The 15202-nt window shown below is 69.8% G+C and carries 17 protein-coding genes; 12 read left to right on the forward strand and 5 right to left on the reverse strand.

What is annotated here, in order from left to right; genetic code table 11:
• Nucleotides 1-30: 30 nt before the first annotated feature.
• From JYG37_RS28815 to JYG37_RS28840, 6 genes are all read left to right on the forward strand, one after another.
• Complete coding sequence (locus JYG37_RS28815; RefSeq protein ID WP_050018130.1) at nt 31-891, forward strand: MurR/RpiR family transcriptional regulator; 861 nt, start codon at nt 31-33, stop codon at nt 889-891.
• Nucleotides 892-948: 57 nt separating this feature from the next.
• Nucleotides 949-1374 carry a GNAT family N-acetyltransferase gene (locus tag JYG37_RS28820; RefSeq protein WP_050018131.1) on the forward strand — a complete coding sequence of 142 codons (426 nt, stop codon included), beginning with the start codon at nt 949-951 and terminating at the stop codon, nt 1372-1374.
• A gap of 182 nt (nt 1375-1556) precedes the next feature.
• Nucleotides 1557-3224 (forward strand): ankyrin repeat domain-containing protein, encoded by a 1668-nt coding sequence (locus JYG37_RS28825; protein ID WP_213346278.1) that lies wholly within the window; start codon nt 1557-1559, stop codon nt 3222-3224.
• Nucleotides 3225-3365: 141 nt separating this feature from the next.
• The gene (locus JYG37_RS28830) at nt 3366-4226 is read left to right on the forward strand and encodes an isocitrate lyase/PEP mutase family protein (RefSeq protein ID WP_050018133.1); all 861 of its coding nucleotides are present in this window, start codon (nt 3366-3368) and stop codon (nt 4224-4226) included.
• A 344-nt stretch (nt 4227-4570) separates the two neighbouring features.
• Nucleotides 4571-4837: a YodC family protein gene (locus tag JYG37_RS28835; protein WP_050018134.1), complete on the forward strand. Its 267-nt coding sequence runs from the start codon at nt 4571-4573 to the stop codon at nt 4835-4837.
• Nucleotides 4838-4941: 104 nt separating this feature from the next.
• Nucleotides 4942-6102, forward strand: a complete 1161-nt coding sequence (locus JYG37_RS28840; protein ID WP_213346279.1) for a cytochrome P450 — start codon at nt 4942-4944, stop codon at nt 6100-6102.
• Between the two features lie 15 nt (nt 6103-6117).
• On the opposite strand, the gene JYG37_RS28845 is transcribed toward JYG37_RS28840, so the two are convergent.
• Together JYG37_RS28845 and JYG37_RS28850 are read right to left on the reverse strand one after the other, a co-directional pair.
• A complete protein-coding gene (locus JYG37_RS28845) occupies nt 6118-6444 on the reverse strand; it encodes a superinfection immunity protein (RefSeq protein WP_050018136.1) in 327 nt (108 codons plus the stop codon).
• A gap of 90 nt (nt 6445-6534) precedes the next feature.
• Nucleotides 6535-6954: a rhodanese-like domain-containing protein gene (locus JYG37_RS28850; RefSeq protein ID WP_124630662.1), complete on the reverse strand. Its 420-nt coding sequence runs from the start codon at nt 6952-6954 to the stop codon at nt 6535-6537.
• Nucleotides 6955-7084: 130 nt separating this feature from the next.
• Between JYG37_RS28850 and ftrA the strand changes: the two genes are divergently transcribed.
• The 6 genes from ftrA to JYG37_RS28880 all read left to right on the forward strand — a co-directional run bounded on the left by ftrA (nt 7085) and on the right by JYG37_RS28880 (nt 13407).
• Nucleotides 7085-8047 (forward strand): transcriptional regulator FtrA, encoded by a 963-nt coding sequence (gene ftrA / locus JYG37_RS28855; protein WP_176017002.1) that lies wholly within the window; start codon nt 7085-7087, stop codon nt 8045-8047.
• An 85-nt stretch (nt 8048-8132) separates the two neighbouring features.
• Complete coding sequence (locus tag JYG37_RS28860; RefSeq protein ID WP_213346280.1) at nt 8133-9203, forward strand: NAD(P)H-dependent flavin oxidoreductase; 1071 nt, start codon at nt 8133-8135, stop codon at nt 9201-9203.
• Nucleotides 9204-9281: 78 nt separating this feature from the next.
• Nucleotides 9282-10736 carry a M20 family metallopeptidase gene (locus JYG37_RS28865; RefSeq protein WP_006480804.1) on the forward strand — a complete coding sequence of 485 codons (1455 nt, stop codon included), beginning with the start codon at nt 9282-9284 and terminating at the stop codon, nt 10734-10736.
• Nucleotides 10737-10796: 60 nt separating this feature from the next.
• On the forward strand, nt 10797-11906 hold the full coding sequence (locus JYG37_RS28870; RefSeq protein WP_050018140.1) for a malate/lactate/ureidoglycolate dehydrogenase: 1110 nt from the start codon (nt 10797-10799) through the stop codon (nt 11904-11906).
• Complete coding sequence (locus JYG37_RS28875) at nt 11903-12514, forward strand: TfoX/Sxy family protein (RefSeq protein ID WP_050018141.1); 612 nt, start codon at nt 11903-11905, stop codon at nt 12512-12514. Before JYG37_RS28870 ends, JYG37_RS28875 begins: the two co-directional genes overlap by 4 nt.
• A 314-nt stretch (nt 12515-12828) precedes the next feature.
• On the forward strand, nt 12829-13407 hold the full coding sequence (locus JYG37_RS28880) for an NnrU family protein (protein ID WP_050018142.1): 579 nt from the start codon (nt 12829-12831) through the stop codon (nt 13405-13407).
• A 48-nt stretch (nt 13408-13455) separates the two neighbouring features.
• On the opposite strand, the gene JYG37_RS28885 is transcribed toward JYG37_RS28880, so the two are convergent.
• The 3 genes from JYG37_RS28885 to JYG37_RS28895 form a co-directional block, all read right to left on the reverse strand.
• Nucleotides 13456-14193, reverse strand: coding sequence for a sulfite exporter TauE/SafE family protein (locus JYG37_RS28885; protein ID WP_124557348.1), 738 nt, complete (start codon nt 14191-14193; stop codon nt 13456-13458).
• 118 nt (nt 14194-14311) lie between these two features.
• Nucleotides 14312-14896: a DUF488 domain-containing protein gene (locus JYG37_RS28890; protein WP_050018144.1), complete on the reverse strand. Its 585-nt coding sequence runs from the start codon at nt 14894-14896 to the stop codon at nt 14312-14314.
• Nucleotides 14893-15120: a hypervirulence associated TUDOR domain-containing protein gene (locus JYG37_RS28895; RefSeq protein WP_050018145.1), complete on the reverse strand. Its 228-nt coding sequence runs from the start codon at nt 15118-15120 to the stop codon at nt 14893-14895. The genes JYG37_RS28890 and JYG37_RS28895 overlap by 4 nt, the downstream gene beginning before the upstream one ends.
• Nucleotides 15121-15202 lie beyond the last annotated feature (82 nt).

Genomic DNA, 15202 nt, shown 5'->3' on the forward strand with positions numbered 1-15202 from the left:
CATGGACGACCGGTTCCCGTTCCCACCAAGATGGCCGCCAATTTCGACGAACTCGCGTCCCGGATCCGGGCGCAATTTTCCGAGCTGAGCCCGCAATTCCAGGCGGGCGCCGCCTTCCTGCTCGATCATCCCGACGAAGTCGCCACGTCGTCGATGCGCAAGGTCGCGCAGCGCGCGCAGGTGCAGCCTGCGTCGCTCGTGCGGCTCGCGCAGCAATTCGGCTTTCCCGGCTGGAACGAGCTGCGCGACCTGTGCGTCGCGCGCGTGCGCACGCGTCCCGAGCCGCTCACGCAGCGTGCGCGCTCGCTCGTGCGGCCCGACGCGAAGGCGTCGCTCGCGCACGATCTGCTCGCCGCGCAGCAGCACAACCTGTCGGCGACCGCCGCCCAGAACGAGCACACGCTCGCGGATGCGGCGAAGCTGATCCGCAAGGCGTCGCACGTGCACGTGGCGGGGTTTCGTTCGTGCTATCCGGTTGCGTTCGGTTTCGTCTACGGCTATCGGCTGTTCCGGCCGACCGTGTCGCTGCTCAACGGCGTCGCCGGCTCGCTCGAAATGGAGCTGCGGACGATCGCGAAGCAGAGCGTGACCGTCATCGTCAGCTTCGCACCGTATTCGGCCGAAGCGACGCGTGTCGCGCAGGCCGCGAAGGCGCAGGGCAGCCGGATCGTCGCGATCACCGACAGCGCCGTGTCGCCGATCGCGCTGCACGCGGACGCGCAACTGATCTTCACGCACGACAGCCCGTCGTTCTTTCCGTCGCTGGTGGCCGCGCACGCGATGGCCGAGGCGCTCGTCGCGCAGTTGCTGGCGCTCGAAGGCAGCGATGCGATCGCGGCGCTCGAACGGACCGAAGCGGAACTGCACGCGAAGGGCGCGTACGTCGTTTGACGCGCGTGGCGGTATGGATGGTTTCAGCCAACTCTCATTCACGACCCGACGTAACCGATGACGTTGACCTACGCAGTGACCGACGCGGCCGACGCGGACGTGCGCAAGCAGATCGTCGCGCCGCTGATCCGCTTCAACGAAAGCCACGCCGGCCCGGTCGATTTCCGGCCGCTGGCCGTGATCGCGACCGACGCCGCCGGCGCGGTGGTCGGCGGCCTGTGGGGCGGCACGGCGTTCGGCTGGCTGCATGTCGACCTGCTCGTCGTGCCCGAGGCCGCGCGCGGCCAGGGCGCCGGCACGCGCATCATGGATCTGGCCGAACGAGAGGCCATCGCGCGCGGCTGCCACAGCGCGTGGCTCGATACGTTCGACTTCCAGGCGCGGCCGTTCTACGAGAAGCGCGGCTATGTGCGCTTTGGCGAGCTGCCCGATTACCCGGTCGGGCACACGCGCATCTTCCTGACGAAGCAACTCGCGGGCTGAACGGCGCGGCCCGGCCCGGTTGACGATGCGGTCAGCCGTCGCCTACGATACCGGGCAGCGATGCAGGTCGCTTCCGGGTCCGCGGAAAGGGTTCAACCCACCTGTCGCAGTCAATCCAGTCTTCCCCATCCTTCGTGCTGGCGGTGTTGCGGACCTTCGGCCATCCATGCACGAGGATCCGCATGAAAAAGCTGCCTCCCGACGCTCATCCCGATCATCTGAAAAAGCAGGCCAAGACATTGTTGCGCCTGTACCGGCAGGGCGACGCCGATGCCGTCGCGCGCTTCGTCGCATCCCTGCCCGCCGCCGCGCATCGCACGCACGACGAAACGCTCGCGCTCGGGCTGCGCCTGCACGACGCGCAGTCCTGCATCGCACGCGAGTACGGCTTTGCTTCGTGGGCCGATCTCGGCGTGTTCGTCGAAACGCACGCACTCACGCGGCAACCGCGATCGCTGCTGATCCGGCGCTGGCTCGATCTCGCGTACGGCGCCGACGTGACCGGCGGTTTCGACGCGGCCCGGCCGCGCGTCGCCGCGCAATTGCTGCTCGATCGTCCCGATCTCGTGTCGGCGGACCCGACCATCGCATGCGCGGCGGGCGATCTCGACGCGGTGAAGGCGGCGCTGGCCGCCGATCCCGGCTGGATCGCGCGCGCCGGCGGGGCGCTGAAGCTGCCGCCGCTCGTCGCCGTCACGCATTCGCGGCTCGCGCAGCTTCCCGAATTCGCGGCCGGGTTGCGTGCGTGCGCGCGTCATCTGCTCGAGGCGGGCGCCGATCCGAACCAGCGGATCGGGAACCGGTATCCGCCGGCCTCGCTTGCCGAGCCCGACGAGTCGGAACCGTTGTCGGCGCTGTATGGCGCCGCCGGCGTCAATCGCGATCCGGCGCTCACCGCGATGCTGCTGGAAGCCGGCGCCGATCCGAACGACGGCGAATCGCTGTATCACTCGGTGGAGAACCCGGCGTGCACGCGTCTGCTGCTCGAGCACGGCGCACGGGTGGGCGGCACGAATGCGTTGCGGCGCGCCCTCGACGTGCCGGACGCGGCCGCGCTCGAGCTGTTGCTCGCGCATGGCGGCGACCCGAACGAGCCGGCCGGCGAGGGGCCGACGAGGATGTGGGGCGCGCCGTTGTTGCGCGCGATCGCCGTGCGTTGCCCGGCACGCCACGTCGCCGCGCTGCTGGCGGCCGGCGCCGATCCCGGCGCGCGGACCGCGGCGGGCGTCAGCGCATACCGGCTCGCGATGCAGACGGGGTTGTCCGACGTCGCGGCGCTGTTGCGCGCGGCCGGCGCGGAGGAGGCGCTCGATGCGCAAGACGCGTTCATGGCGGCCTGCGCGCGCGCCGATGCCGACGACGCGCGGCGCATTCAGGCGGAACACCCCGAACTGCCCGGTGCGCTGTCCGACGATCGGCTGCGGTTGCTACCGGACGCCGCTGCATGGGGTTCGCGCGACGCGGTGAAGGTGATGGTCGAGCTGGGCTGGCCGATCGCCGCGCGCGGCGGCGACTGGGACGCGAGCGCGCTGAATCACGCGGTGTTCCGCGGCGATGCCGAACTGCTGGCGTTCCTGCTTGCACACGGCGCGAGCTGGCGCGACCTGCACGGGTTCGGCAGCGATGCGCTCGGTACGTTGTCGTGGGCATCCGTCAACGAGCCGGAGGGCGTCGGCGATCCCGACTGGGACGCGTGCGCGCGCGTGCTGCTCGCGCACGGCGTGCCGCCAGCGGTGCGCGATCCGTCGAGTCCGGACGGCGTGCTGATCGACGGCCGCGCGATGCGGTTCTCCGACGCCGTCACCGACGTGTTGCTCGGCATCGACGACGGGCGGCCCGCATCGACGTGACGCGACGCGGGCCGTTGAACGTGGCGGCCCGCATCCGGCCGGCCCGGGTGTTTCCGTTGCGCGACGACATTTCGGCAAACGCTGAAACGTCGCGTGCACGACCGGCGTAAGCTCACCGTCAACACCTTCCCGGAGTTCGTCATGACCCGTTCCGACCAGCAAGCCCGCCACGCCGAAGCTTTCCGTGCACTGCACACGCGCCCCGGCGCGTTCATCATCCCGAACCCGTGGGACGCCGGCACCGCGCGCCTGCTCGCGATGGCCGGCTTCGAAGCGCTCGCCACGACGAGCGCCGGGTACGCGTTTTCGAAAGGGCAGCCCGACAACGCGATCGACCGCGACGCGATGCTCGATCACATCGCCGAGCTCGTCGCCGCGGGCGGCCTGCCCGTCAGCGCCGATCTCGAGAACGGCTTCGGCGACGCGCCCGACACGGTGGCCGAAACGATCCGGCTGGCGGCCGAGGCGGGCGCGGTCGGCGGCTCGATCGAGGATGCGACCGGCCGCGCCGATACACCGATCTATGCGCGCGACGCGTCGGTCGAACGCATCGCGGCGGCCGTCGACGCGGCGCGCGCGCTGCCGTTTCCGTTCACGCTGACCGCGCGCTGCGAGAACTACCTGCACGGCCGCCGCGACCTCGACGACACGATCGCGCGGCTCGTCGCGTATCGCGACGCCGGCGCCGACGTGCTGTATGCGCCCGGTATCACCGACGCCGACGAGATCGCGGCCGTGACCCGGGCGGTCGGCGCGCCCGTCAATGTCGTCATGGGGCTGCAGGGCGGGTTGCTGAGCCTCGACGAACTGGCGGCGCTCGGCGTGAAGCGCGTCAGCGTCGGCGGCGCGCTGGCGCGGGCCGCGCTCGGCGCGTTCCTGCACGCGGCGACGGAAATGCGGCGCGACGGCACGTTCACCTTTACGCGGGCAGCCGTGCCGGGGCGCGATATCAACCGCTGGTTCGCGGCGCCGGATAATTCGCCGATTTTGTTCGGCGAATGAGCCCCAATAAAATCCGGAATCGTTTCCACTTAAGCATTGATTGACAATAATCAATTGGTTTCGCGTCCGCATTAATCGCCGACGCTGACGCGAAAATCGTCGTTTATTCTCCGCATTCCGCCTGGTCGGCTGCCGCCGGCGCGCAAACCGCACCGGATCTGAGGCTTGGCGGGCTGTCATACGCGACGATGTCGTGCATTGTTGCAGGTTCTCGTTCAGAACGTTTCAGTGCGCGGCAGTTGCCGGATGATTTTTTGATTGATAATCTGCGTCACGTTCGAATGACCGGCGAGTGGGCTGCCGGGAATATCAATATATTCAATATATTAAAAGCTGAGAGAGCGATGACGATCCGAGAAAATCATCGAGTGAGGTTTCGCGTGGGCGATGTCGTGACGCTGAAAACGGGCGGGCCGCGCATGACCGTCACGTATGCCGGGCCGGTCGTGTTCGACGACGGCGATTGGCTGATCTGCCAGTGGTTCGACGAAAACGGCGAGTTCCGGCAGGAAATGTTTCATCACGACACGGTGGCGCCCGAGCCGCGTGCGATTTCGGCCGGGCGGGTCCGACTGCGCATGCAGTCGCACCGCTACCGGTCGGCGGCCTGACGCCGGCCGCCGCGATGCCGCGACGCGCGGCGCGCGGCGTCCGTGCAACGACACTTCACGCTATTCCGAAACATGCGGCGGCGCGCTGCGCCGATACTGAACGCATGAACCCGACCGATCCCATTGCCGCGGTCACGCACCGCGATCCCTATCCCTATTACGCCGCGCTCGTCGACGGGCCGCCGCTTGCGTTCGACGCCACGCTCGGCCTGTGGGTCGCGAGCCGCGCGGCGACCGTGACGGCCGTGCTCGGCCATCCGGCCTGCCGCGTACGCCCGCTCGACGCGCCGGTGCCGCCCGCGTTGCGCGGTACGACGGCCGGTGCGCTGTTCGGCGAGCTGGTGCGCATGAACGATGGCCCGTCGCGACACGACATGCCGAAGCAGGCGTTGCGCGCGGCGTTCGCGCCGATCGACACGGATGCGCTGCGCGCTCGCGCCGACGCGCTTGCCGCGCGGCGGTTGCCGACGCCCGGCGATGCCGATGCGCTGAATGCGTGGTGCATGACGGTGCCGGTGTGCGCGGTTGCCGATCTGCTCGGCTTCGACGAAGCGCAACTCGACGACATTGCCAAGCGGGTCGTCGAGTTCGTCGCCGCGCTGTCGCCGCTGTCGGATGCCGCGGCGCTGGCGCGCGCGAGCGACGCGGCGCGGCAACTGCTCGACCGGATGACGGAACGGGTTGCGCAGTCGCATGCGCGCGACGGCACGCTGGTCGCCGCGGTGCAGCAGGCGGCCCGCGCGTCCGGCTGGCACGCGAGCGGCGCGCTGGTCGCGAATCTCGTCGGGTTGCTGTCGCAGACGTGCGAGGCGACGGCCGCCTGGCTCGGCAATGCGCTCGTGGCATGGGACGGCGAAGCCGGCGTGGCGCCGGACGCGTTCGCGCTCGACGCATTCGTTGTCGAAGTCGCGCGTTTCGATGCGCCGGTGCAGAACACGCGCCGGTTCGTCGCGGCGCGCACGTCGATCGAAGGCGTGAGCGTCGAAGCCGGCGACGCGATCCTCGTCGTGCTCGCGGCGGCGAACCGCGATCCGGCCGTGCATCGCGAGCCGCATCGGCTGATGCCCGGCCGCGCGGCGGGGCCGAATTTCGGCTTCGGCACGGGGCCGCATGGGTGTCCGGGCGAGCGGATCGCACGGGCGGTGACGGCGGGGGCGTTCGCGGCGCGGTTGCGCGCGGGCGGCTGGCCGCCGCGCGACGTACTGAAGTGGGATTACCGCGCGTCGACCAACGTCAGGATGCCGCAGTTCGACGCGACGCGGTGAAGCGGAAAGAGGGACTTAACGGCAGCCTTGTTTTTCCGCCCATTGCTCCTGGGCGGCGACGCGGCGCTGCACGCGTTCGACGAGGCCGGTCGAGAAGGTGCGCATGCTGACGCCGCGGCGCTTCGCGAGGATCGTCTGCGCGACGTCGGTGCGCGGATTCGGCTGGCACGCCCAGTACAGCGTCATCAGCCAGCCGATGCCCGTCCACGCGAATAGCGCGTTGAACATCGCGATCGTCAGCTTGTCGTGCCGGCCGCGCCGGTCGGCAATGACGGCCGGCAGGAAATAGAGCGCGATCGCCGCGACTGAACCGGCCAGTTGAATCAGGACTTCATCATGCATGGTGCTGCTCCGTCCGAACTGCAATGAGGCTGATTGTCGCGCTTTTTCCGTTCGTGTGCAGGCAATTGATTGTTGCGCTTTTGGTGACGATCAGCCGGCTTCGGCGTCCGCCGGCTGCACGTCGTTGCTCAGCGCGAAACCTTCGTCGAGCCAGCCCGTCACGCCGCCGATCATCAGCTTGACCGGCCGGCCGAGGCGCGCGAGCCGGATCGCCGCGCGCGCGGCGCCGTTGCAGTGCGGCCCCGCGCAGTAGACGACGAACAGCGTGCCGGCCGGATAACCGGCGAGCTTGCTTTCGATGATCTTGCGGTGCGGCAGGTTGCGCGCGCCGGGCACGTGGCCGGCGGCGAACGGGTCGGCGCCGCGCACGTCGAGCAGCACGAAATCGGGCGTGCCGGACGCGAGTGCGTCGTGCACGTCCCAGCAATCGGTCTCGAAGCGCAGCGATGCCTCGAAATGCGCGAGCGCGGCGGGGCTGTCGGCAGCGGGGACGTCGGTGACATAGGACATGGTCGGGCTCTCCTGGTTGAGCGGGTACGGAACCGAGCGGGCACGGAACGCGCCGCAATGAAGGGCAGTATCGCGGTTCGGCTCGTTTCGCGGCAGTGGCGCGATCGACAAGTTCCGGTAACATCGCGTCATGCACAATCATCTCGTCGTCGCGCTCGCCTACGATCGTCTCTGCACGTTCGAATTCGGCTGCGTGGTCGAACTGTTCGCGCTCGAGCGCCCCGAACTCGGCGTCGACTGGTATCGCTTCGCGGTATGCGCGAGCGAGCCGGGGCCCGTGCGCGCGGCGGGCGGCATCACCGTTGCGGCGCCGTACCGGCTCGCGACGCTCGATCGCGCGGACACCATCGTGATTCCCGGCTGGCGCGATCCGGACGAACTGCCGCCCGAGCCGTTGCTGAAGAAACTGCGCGCCGCGCATCGGCGCGGCGCGCGGCTCTGCTCGATCTGTTCGGGCGTGTTCGTGCTGGCGGCGGCCGGCGTGCTCGACGGTCTCACCGTGACGACGCACTGGCGATATGCGGAGCGCCTGCAGGCGCGTTATCCGGCGCTGCGCGTGAATCCCGATGCGCTGTACGTCGACGAAGGGCAGATCGTCACGTCGGCCGGCTCGGCGGCGGGGCTCGACATGCTGCTGCACCTGGTGCGCCGCGATCACGGCGGCGCGATCGCGAACCGCGTCGCGCAGCGCCTCGTGCTGCCGCCGCATCGCGACGGCGGGCAGGCGCAGTTCGTGCCGCGTCCGGTCGCACCGGGCGGCACCGACCGGCTCGCGAAGCTGATCGACTGGATGCGCGCGCATGCGGTCGAGCCGCACACGCTCGCGTCGCTCGCCGCGCAGGCCGCGATGAGTACGCGTACGCTGCAGCGTCAGTTCGCGGATGCGACCGGGATGTCGCCGCTCGCATGGCTGATCCGCGAACGCGTGAACGTCGCGAAGGACATGCTCGAAGCGCAGCCCGCGTTGCCGCTCGCGCAAGTCGCGGCGCGCGCCGGGTTCGGTTCCGAGGAATCGCTGCGCCGGCATTTCCGGCGCGTCGCGGCGACGAGCCCGGCCGCGTACCGGCGCGGGATGGATCGCGGCGGCACGTAGCAGGCGCCGGGCGGCATCGCTCGGGCGCGACGAAGAAAAGAACCACTGGTGTGGCGACGGCCACTCATTCCGAACAAGGATGCCGATGACGATGCTGCCTTCCCGTTTGCCGTTGATCCAGGCCCCGATGGTGGGCTCGCTGAGTCCGCTCGCGATCGCCGTGTGCGAAGCCGGCGGGCTCGGTTCGCTCGCGTGCGCGGCGCTCGGCCCGCAGCAGTTGCGCGACGAGATCGCGGCGATCCGTGCGCGCACGGCCGCGCCGTTCAACGTGAACTTCTTCTGCCATGCGTCGCCCGCGCCCGATGCCGAGGTCGACGCGCGCTGGCGCGCGGCGCTCGCCGGCTACTACGCGGAAGCCGGGCTCGACCCGGCCGACGTGAAAGGCGGCCCCGGCCGCGCGCCGTTCGACGATGCGATGTGCGCGGTCGTCGAGGAACTGCGGCCGGCCGTCGTGAGCTTCCATTTCGGACTGCCGGACGACGCGCTGCTCGACCGCGTGCGCCGCACGGGCGCGCAGGTGGTGTCGTCCGCGACGACCGTCGAGGAGGCGCGCTGGCTCGATGCGCGCGACGTCGACGCGATCGTCGCGCAGGGCGCGGAGGCCGGCGGCCATCGCGGAATGTTCCTGACCGACGATATCCACGCGCAACCGGGCCTGTTCGCGTTGCTGCCGCAGATCGTCGATGCAGTACGCGCGCCGGTGATCGCAGCCGGTGCGATCGCCGACGGGCGCGGCATCGCGGCCGCGTTCGCGCTCGGCGCCCGCGCGGTGCAGATCGGCACCGGCTACCTGCTGACGCCGCAGGCCGGCCGCTCGGCGCAACATCGCGCGGCCGTGCGCGCCGCCCGCGACGACGGCACACGCATCACGAACCTGTACACGGGCCGCCCCGCACGCGGGCTGCTGACGCGCTTCATGCGCGAACAGGGGCCGATGAGTGCGCTCGCGCCGGCGTTTCCGCTCGCGACGGCCGCGGTCGATCCGCTGCGCGGCGCGTTCGAGCGGCAGGGCCGCGACGATTTCTCGCTGCTGTGGTCGGGCGAGGCCGCGGCGCTCGCGCGCGAAGAGGATGCCGGTGAATTGACGCAGCGCCTGTGGCGCGACGCACTCGCGTGCGCGGCCGGGCTGCGCGACGCGTTTCCGACGGCTGGCTGAACGGCCAGGAGGGGCGCCGGCGGGGGAGCATCGGCGTATGATCTGGATTTTCGTCAGCCCGATCCAGGCACCCCCACCATGACTTCCGTCGACACTACCCCCGTCCTCGACCATGACAAGCTCGTTACCTTCATCGAGCGCAAGTGGAACGATGAAATCCTCCACGCACTGACCGACTACATCGCGATTCCCGCGAAGAGTCCCGCATTCGACCCCGACTGGGCGAAGCGCGGATATCTCGAACGCGTCGTCACCGACGCCGCGCAGTGGGCCGAACGCCAGCCGGTGAAGGGCCTGAAGCTCGAAATCGTGCGTCTGCCGGGCCGCACGCCGGTGATCTTCTTCGAGTCGCCGGCCACGCGTTCGGGCAGCACCGACACGATCCTGCTGTACGGCCACCTCGACAAGCAGCCCGAATTCGACGGCTGGCGCGCGGATCTCGGCCCGTGGACGCCGAAATTCGAGAACGGCAAGCTGTACGGCCGCGGCGGCGCGGACGACGGCTATGCGATCTACGCGAGCCTCGCGGCGCTCGGCGCGCTCGACGAGCAGGGCATCGAGCGGCCGCGCTGCGTCGGCCTGATCGAGACCTGCGAAGAGTCGGGCAGCTACGACCTGCTGCCGTACGTCGACGCATTGCGCGACCGGCTCGGCCAGGTATCGCTCGTCGTGTGCCTCGATTCGGGCGCCGGCAACTACGACCAGATGTGGCTCACCACGTCGCTGCGCGGCCTCGTGTCCGGCGACCTGCAGGTCGAGGTGCTGGAAGAAGGCATCCACTCGGGCGTGTACGGCGGCATCGCGCCGTCGAGCTTCCGCGTGATGCGCCAGTTGTTCGAACGCCTCGAAGACGCGAAGAACGGCAACCTGCTGCCGGGCGCGTTCCATTGCGAGATTCCGTCGAGCCGCGTGCGCGAAGCCGAAGCGGCCGCCGCGATTCTCGGCGACACGGTGTGGAAGGGGCTGCCCTGGGCGTGCGGCCAGGACGGCAAGCCCGTGCTGCCGACCACGACCGATCCGCGCGAGGCGCTGCTGAATTCGACGTGGCGTCCGTCGCTGTCGGTGACGGGCGCGGCCGGCATGCCGGCGCTCGCCGATGCGGGCAACGTGCTGCGTCCGCGCACCGCGTTCAAGCTGTCGCTGCGGCTGCCGCCGCTCGTCGACGCCGCGCAGGCCGTGCAGCAGTTGAAGGAACTGCTCGAACTCGATCCGCCGTACAACGCGAAGGTCACGTTCAAGCCGGACGCGGGCGCGGCGACGGGCTGGAGCGCGCCGGATCTCGCGCCGTGGCTCGCGTCGTCGCTCGACGCCGCGTCGCGCCGCCACTTCGGCGCCGACTGCGCGTACATGGGCCTCGGCGGCACGATCCCGCTGATGAACGTGCTGCAGGAAGGCTTCCCCGCCGCGCAATTCATGGTGTGCGGCGTGCTCGGGCCGAAGTCGAACGCGCACGGCCCGAACGAGTTCCTGCACGTGCCGTACGCGAAGAAGCTCACGGCGGCGGTGGCCGACGTGATCGCGACCGCGCGCTGAGCGTCGCAGCGTTCGACGAACCGATTGCCCGACCCGAACCGACTGGATGGAGTGTTGCCGATGACCGCACTGCCGACGCCCGATACCGAACCGCTGCGCATGCGCGCCGAACCGCTGCATGCATTCGTCGCGGCACTCTGGGAACGGGCCGGCAGCAATCCGCGCGAGGCGACGCTCGTCGCCGATCACCTGGTCGGCGCGAATCTCGCGGGCCACGATTCGCACGGGATCGGGATGATCCCGAATTACGTCGCGTCGTGGCGGGAAGGGCAGTTGCAGCTGAACGCGCACGCGTCGATCGTCCGCGACGGCGCCGCGGTGCTGACGATCGACGGCGGGCGCGGCTTCGGCCAGGTGATCGCGTTCGAGGCGATGGTCGAAGGGATCGAACGCGCACGGCGCATGGGCATCTGCGCGATCGGGCTGCGCGACGTCCATCACCTCGGCCGTATCGGGCACTGGGCCGAGCAGTGCGCGCGCTCGGGGCTCGTGTCGTTCCATTTCGTCAACGTGCCGGGCGATCTGCTGGTCGCACCGCTGCACGGCACCGATCCGCGTTTCGGCACGAACCCGTTCTGCGCCGCGTATCCGCGTGCGGGCAAGCCGCCGCTGCTGCTCGATTTCGCGACGAGCGCGATCGCGTACGGCAAGACGCGGGTCGCGTACAACCAGCGCAAGCGCGTGCCGGCCGGGTCGCTGATCGACCATCGCGGCGAGCCGACCGACGATCCGGCCGTGATGCACGAGCAGCCGTTCGGCGCGCTGCTGCCGTTCGGGCTGCACAAGGGATATGCGCTTGCGGCGATGTGCGAGATTTTCGGTGGCGCGCTCGTGGGCGGGCATACGACGTACGGCGATACGCTGCAGAAGACGAGCGCGATCGTCAACGGGATGCTGTCGGTGCTGATCGATCCGAAAGCGTTCGACGCGGCCGATGCCGAACGCGAAGCCGATGCGTTCGTCGCGTGGGCGAAGGCGTCGCCGCAGGCCGGCGATACGCCGGTGCAGATGCCGGGCGAACCTGAAGAGGCGAGCCGCGCCGCACGCGGCACGACCGGCATTCCGGTCGACCGCGCGACGTGGCGGCAGATTCGCGAGAGCGCGGCGGCCGTTGGTGTCGACGCGGCCGAGCTCGATGCATGGACGCAGCGCTGCGAGGTGCCCGCATGAGCTGGCAGTCGGAGAAGGCGCACGGCGAGGAAATCGCGTATCAGCTTGCGCCGCTCGGCACGGTCGCCGTTGTACGGTTCTTCAGCGGTGCGGCGTTGCGGCTCGACGGCGTGATGTTCGGCTTCATGTCGCGCGGGTCGCTGTTCCTGCGGGTGGACGACGTGAACCGCCCGGCGTTCGTCGCGGCGGGGATGGGGCCGTTCTCGTATGCGAGGCCCACGCGCACCGTCTCGCTCGAGGGCTATTACGAAACGCCGGCCGACGTGCTCGAGGATGCGGGCGCGCTGTTCGACTGGTGCCGCGGCGCGTATCGCGCGGCGCTGCTGGCCGGGACCCCGAAGCGCAAGGCGAAGGCGGCGTCGGAGACTGTGTCCAGAGCGGGCGCGAAGGCTGCACCGAAAGCGGCATCGAAGGTCGCGTCGAAACGTGCAGCGAAACCGGTGGCGAAGCCTGCGACGAAATCGGTAACGAAACCCGCGTCGGCACGGAAAACGAAGCCCGCGGCGAAAGCAGCAGCGAAACCGGCGTCGGCGCAGACAGCAAAACCGGCATCGAAATCGTCGCCCGCGCCGGCACCGAAACCCGCGGCGAAGCGCAAGCAGGCGTAGTCCCGATCACGAGAAGCGACCGCCTCGCGATTTTCGCTTTCCTTACTTTCAGGCGCGCCCGTCGCGGCCGACCAGCACGCTGCGCGGCCTATGTGCCCGCACGATCCGGCGCACGCATGCATCGAGCTTGACGCACCGCACGTCCTGCATGCTTCACAACGGCGGCCCCGGCGTTTATGATCGGCGCGGGTTGTGCCCATGCGTCGCGCGACCCGCGCCGGCCTCGCCGCCGGCCTCGCCGCCGGCCTCGCGAACGGCGCACCCGACGCCGCGCGGAACGCTTCCCCACTCATCATTCCAGACGGAGACAGCCGATGCTCGTCCTGATTCTCGGTTTAGCGATCTTCCTCGGTGTGCATTCGATCCGGATCGTCGCCGACGGCTGGCGGTCCGCGACGATCGAGCGGATCGGCGAGAAGGGCTGGAAGGGCGGTTACGCGATCGCGTCGATCGTCGGCTTCGCGCTGATCGTCTGGGGGTACGGGCTCGCGCGCGCGGGCGCGACGCTGCTGTGGGTGTCGCCGGTCGGCGTGCGTCACCTGACGGGCATGCTGACCGCGGTCGCGTTCGTGCTGATCGCCGCGTCGTACGTGCCGCGCAACCGGATCAAGACGCTCGTCGGGCATCCGATGCTGGCCGGCGTGATGGTCTGGGCGGTCGCGCACCTCCTCGTGAACGGCACCGTGCACGCGGTCGTGCTGTTCGGCGCGTTCTTCGTGTGGTCGATCGTCGATTTTGTCGTGTCGCGTGCGCGGGATCGCCGCGACGGCGTCCGCTATCCGGCCGGCGCACTGGCCGGCGACGTCGCGGCCGTGGCGGCCGGCCTCGTCGCGTGGGCTGTGTTCGCGCGGTTCCTGCACGGCCCGCTGATCGGCGTGCGGCCGTTCGGCTGAACGTGCACGCCGGGCCGGACCGGCTGCCGCGGCAACGGCGTGCGTGCGTCAGATCGGCTTGACGAACAACCCGACGGTCAGCAGCGCGCCGATGCAGACGATCGCGATGCGCAGCACGCGTTCGTTCACGCGATGCAGCGCCCATGCGCCGAGCAGGCCGCCGACGATGGCGCCGGCGCCGAGCGCGATCGCCTCACGCCAGTGCAGGTGTGGCGAGGTGACGAACAGCACGACGGCCGATGCGTTCATCACGCCCGCGAGCGCATTCTTCGTCGACATCGCGTGACGCGGCGGCAGGCCGGCCATCGTCAGCGCGGCCATCATCAGGAACCCGATGCCGCCGCCGAAGTAGCCGCCGTAGATCGCGATCAGGAACTGCGCGACCCCGGCCGCGACGGGGCCGAGATGTTGCGCGCCGGCGCCCGGTTTGCGAAAGAAACTGCCCCACGCGAACACGACCGTCGCGAACAGCACGAGCCACGGCACCAGGTGCGAGAAGATCGACGACGGCGTTTTCAGCAGCAGCAGGCCGCCGAGCGCGCCGCCGGCCACGCTGATCGCGAACAGTGCGCGAAACGGCAGCTTGCCCACGCCGCTCACCATGTTCCGGCTCGCCCAGCCCGTCGTGACCTGGCCGGGGAACAGCGCGACCGTCGACGTGATGTTGGCTGCGAGCGGCGACATGCCCGACACGATCAGCGCGGGCAGCGTGACGAACGAACCGCCGCCCGCGAGGGCGTTCTGCAGGCCGGCCCAGAGGCCGGCGACGATGATGAGAGCGAGCATCGGTGCGCAACGGAAGAGGTGGCGGGGGGCCCGCTGCCGGAGAAGCGCGGGCGGGGTGGCCGCACGATGGTAATGCAGGATGGCGGCCGCCGGAAGCCGGCGCGGGGCGCGCGCGATGTCACGCGTCCGGTGGGGCGTCTTTCGCTCGCGCGGCGCTGCCGTGGTCGTCGTCGACATTTGGGTAGACGATCGTGCCGTCGGGCCGGACGACTGCGCCCGCCGTGAGCCGCGCGGGTTCCACGCGGTTGCGCCCCATGATGTGCAGTACCGTTTCGCCGCGCGCGATCAGGTAGTCGGACACGATGCGTCGATGACAGCGCCACCACACGGCTTCCGAACACATGATCGCGCAGCGCTGCTCGTGCCCCTGGGCGATCAGTCGGTCGAGGCCCGCGTGAAATTCGGGCGACAGCGCGTAATCCGCGTAGCGGTGAAAGCTGCGGTTCGTCCAGAAGTCGTTGACGTCGTCGGGTATGCCGCGCGACTTGCCGCGCAGGCCGCCGAGTTCGGCGATGTGTTCGTACGCGATGTCGGCGGCGGCGAGCGTATCGGGCAGCGTCGCTTCGTTGAACTGCGGGTTGGTGCGCGAACGCGTCATCTTGCGGATATCGGCGAGCAGCGTGATCTCGACCGCATCGAGCAGGCCGACGAATTCGTCGAGCGTGCGGTTCGAATGGCCGATCGTGTAGAACGGGAGCGTCATGCGCGGTCCTTGCCGGCGATCCGTTCGAGCACGCGGCCGCGATGCGCGGCGACATGGTCGGTCCGGTCGCTCTTGACCTCGTACTGCGGATCGTCGGGCGACGCGTGATGGCGATGGCCCTTGTAGTCGAAGTCGGCGGTGTGGATCGCGATGATCGTGCCGGTCACGTAGCCGGCCTCGGAATTCCAGCGGACGTGGTCGCCCAGCTTGAATGGGGTGGTCATGCAGCGGGTCCTCCTGGCGCGGTTGCCGTGTGCGTCGATCCTGGCGGTGTGTGTCGTCATGCCGGGACGAACGGCGTGCCCA

It is taken from the genome of Burkholderia sp. LAS2 (assembly GCF_018417615.1).
Taxonomy (GTDB): domain Bacteria; phylum Pseudomonadota; class Gammaproteobacteria; order Burkholderiales; family Burkholderiaceae; genus Burkholderia; species Burkholderia sola.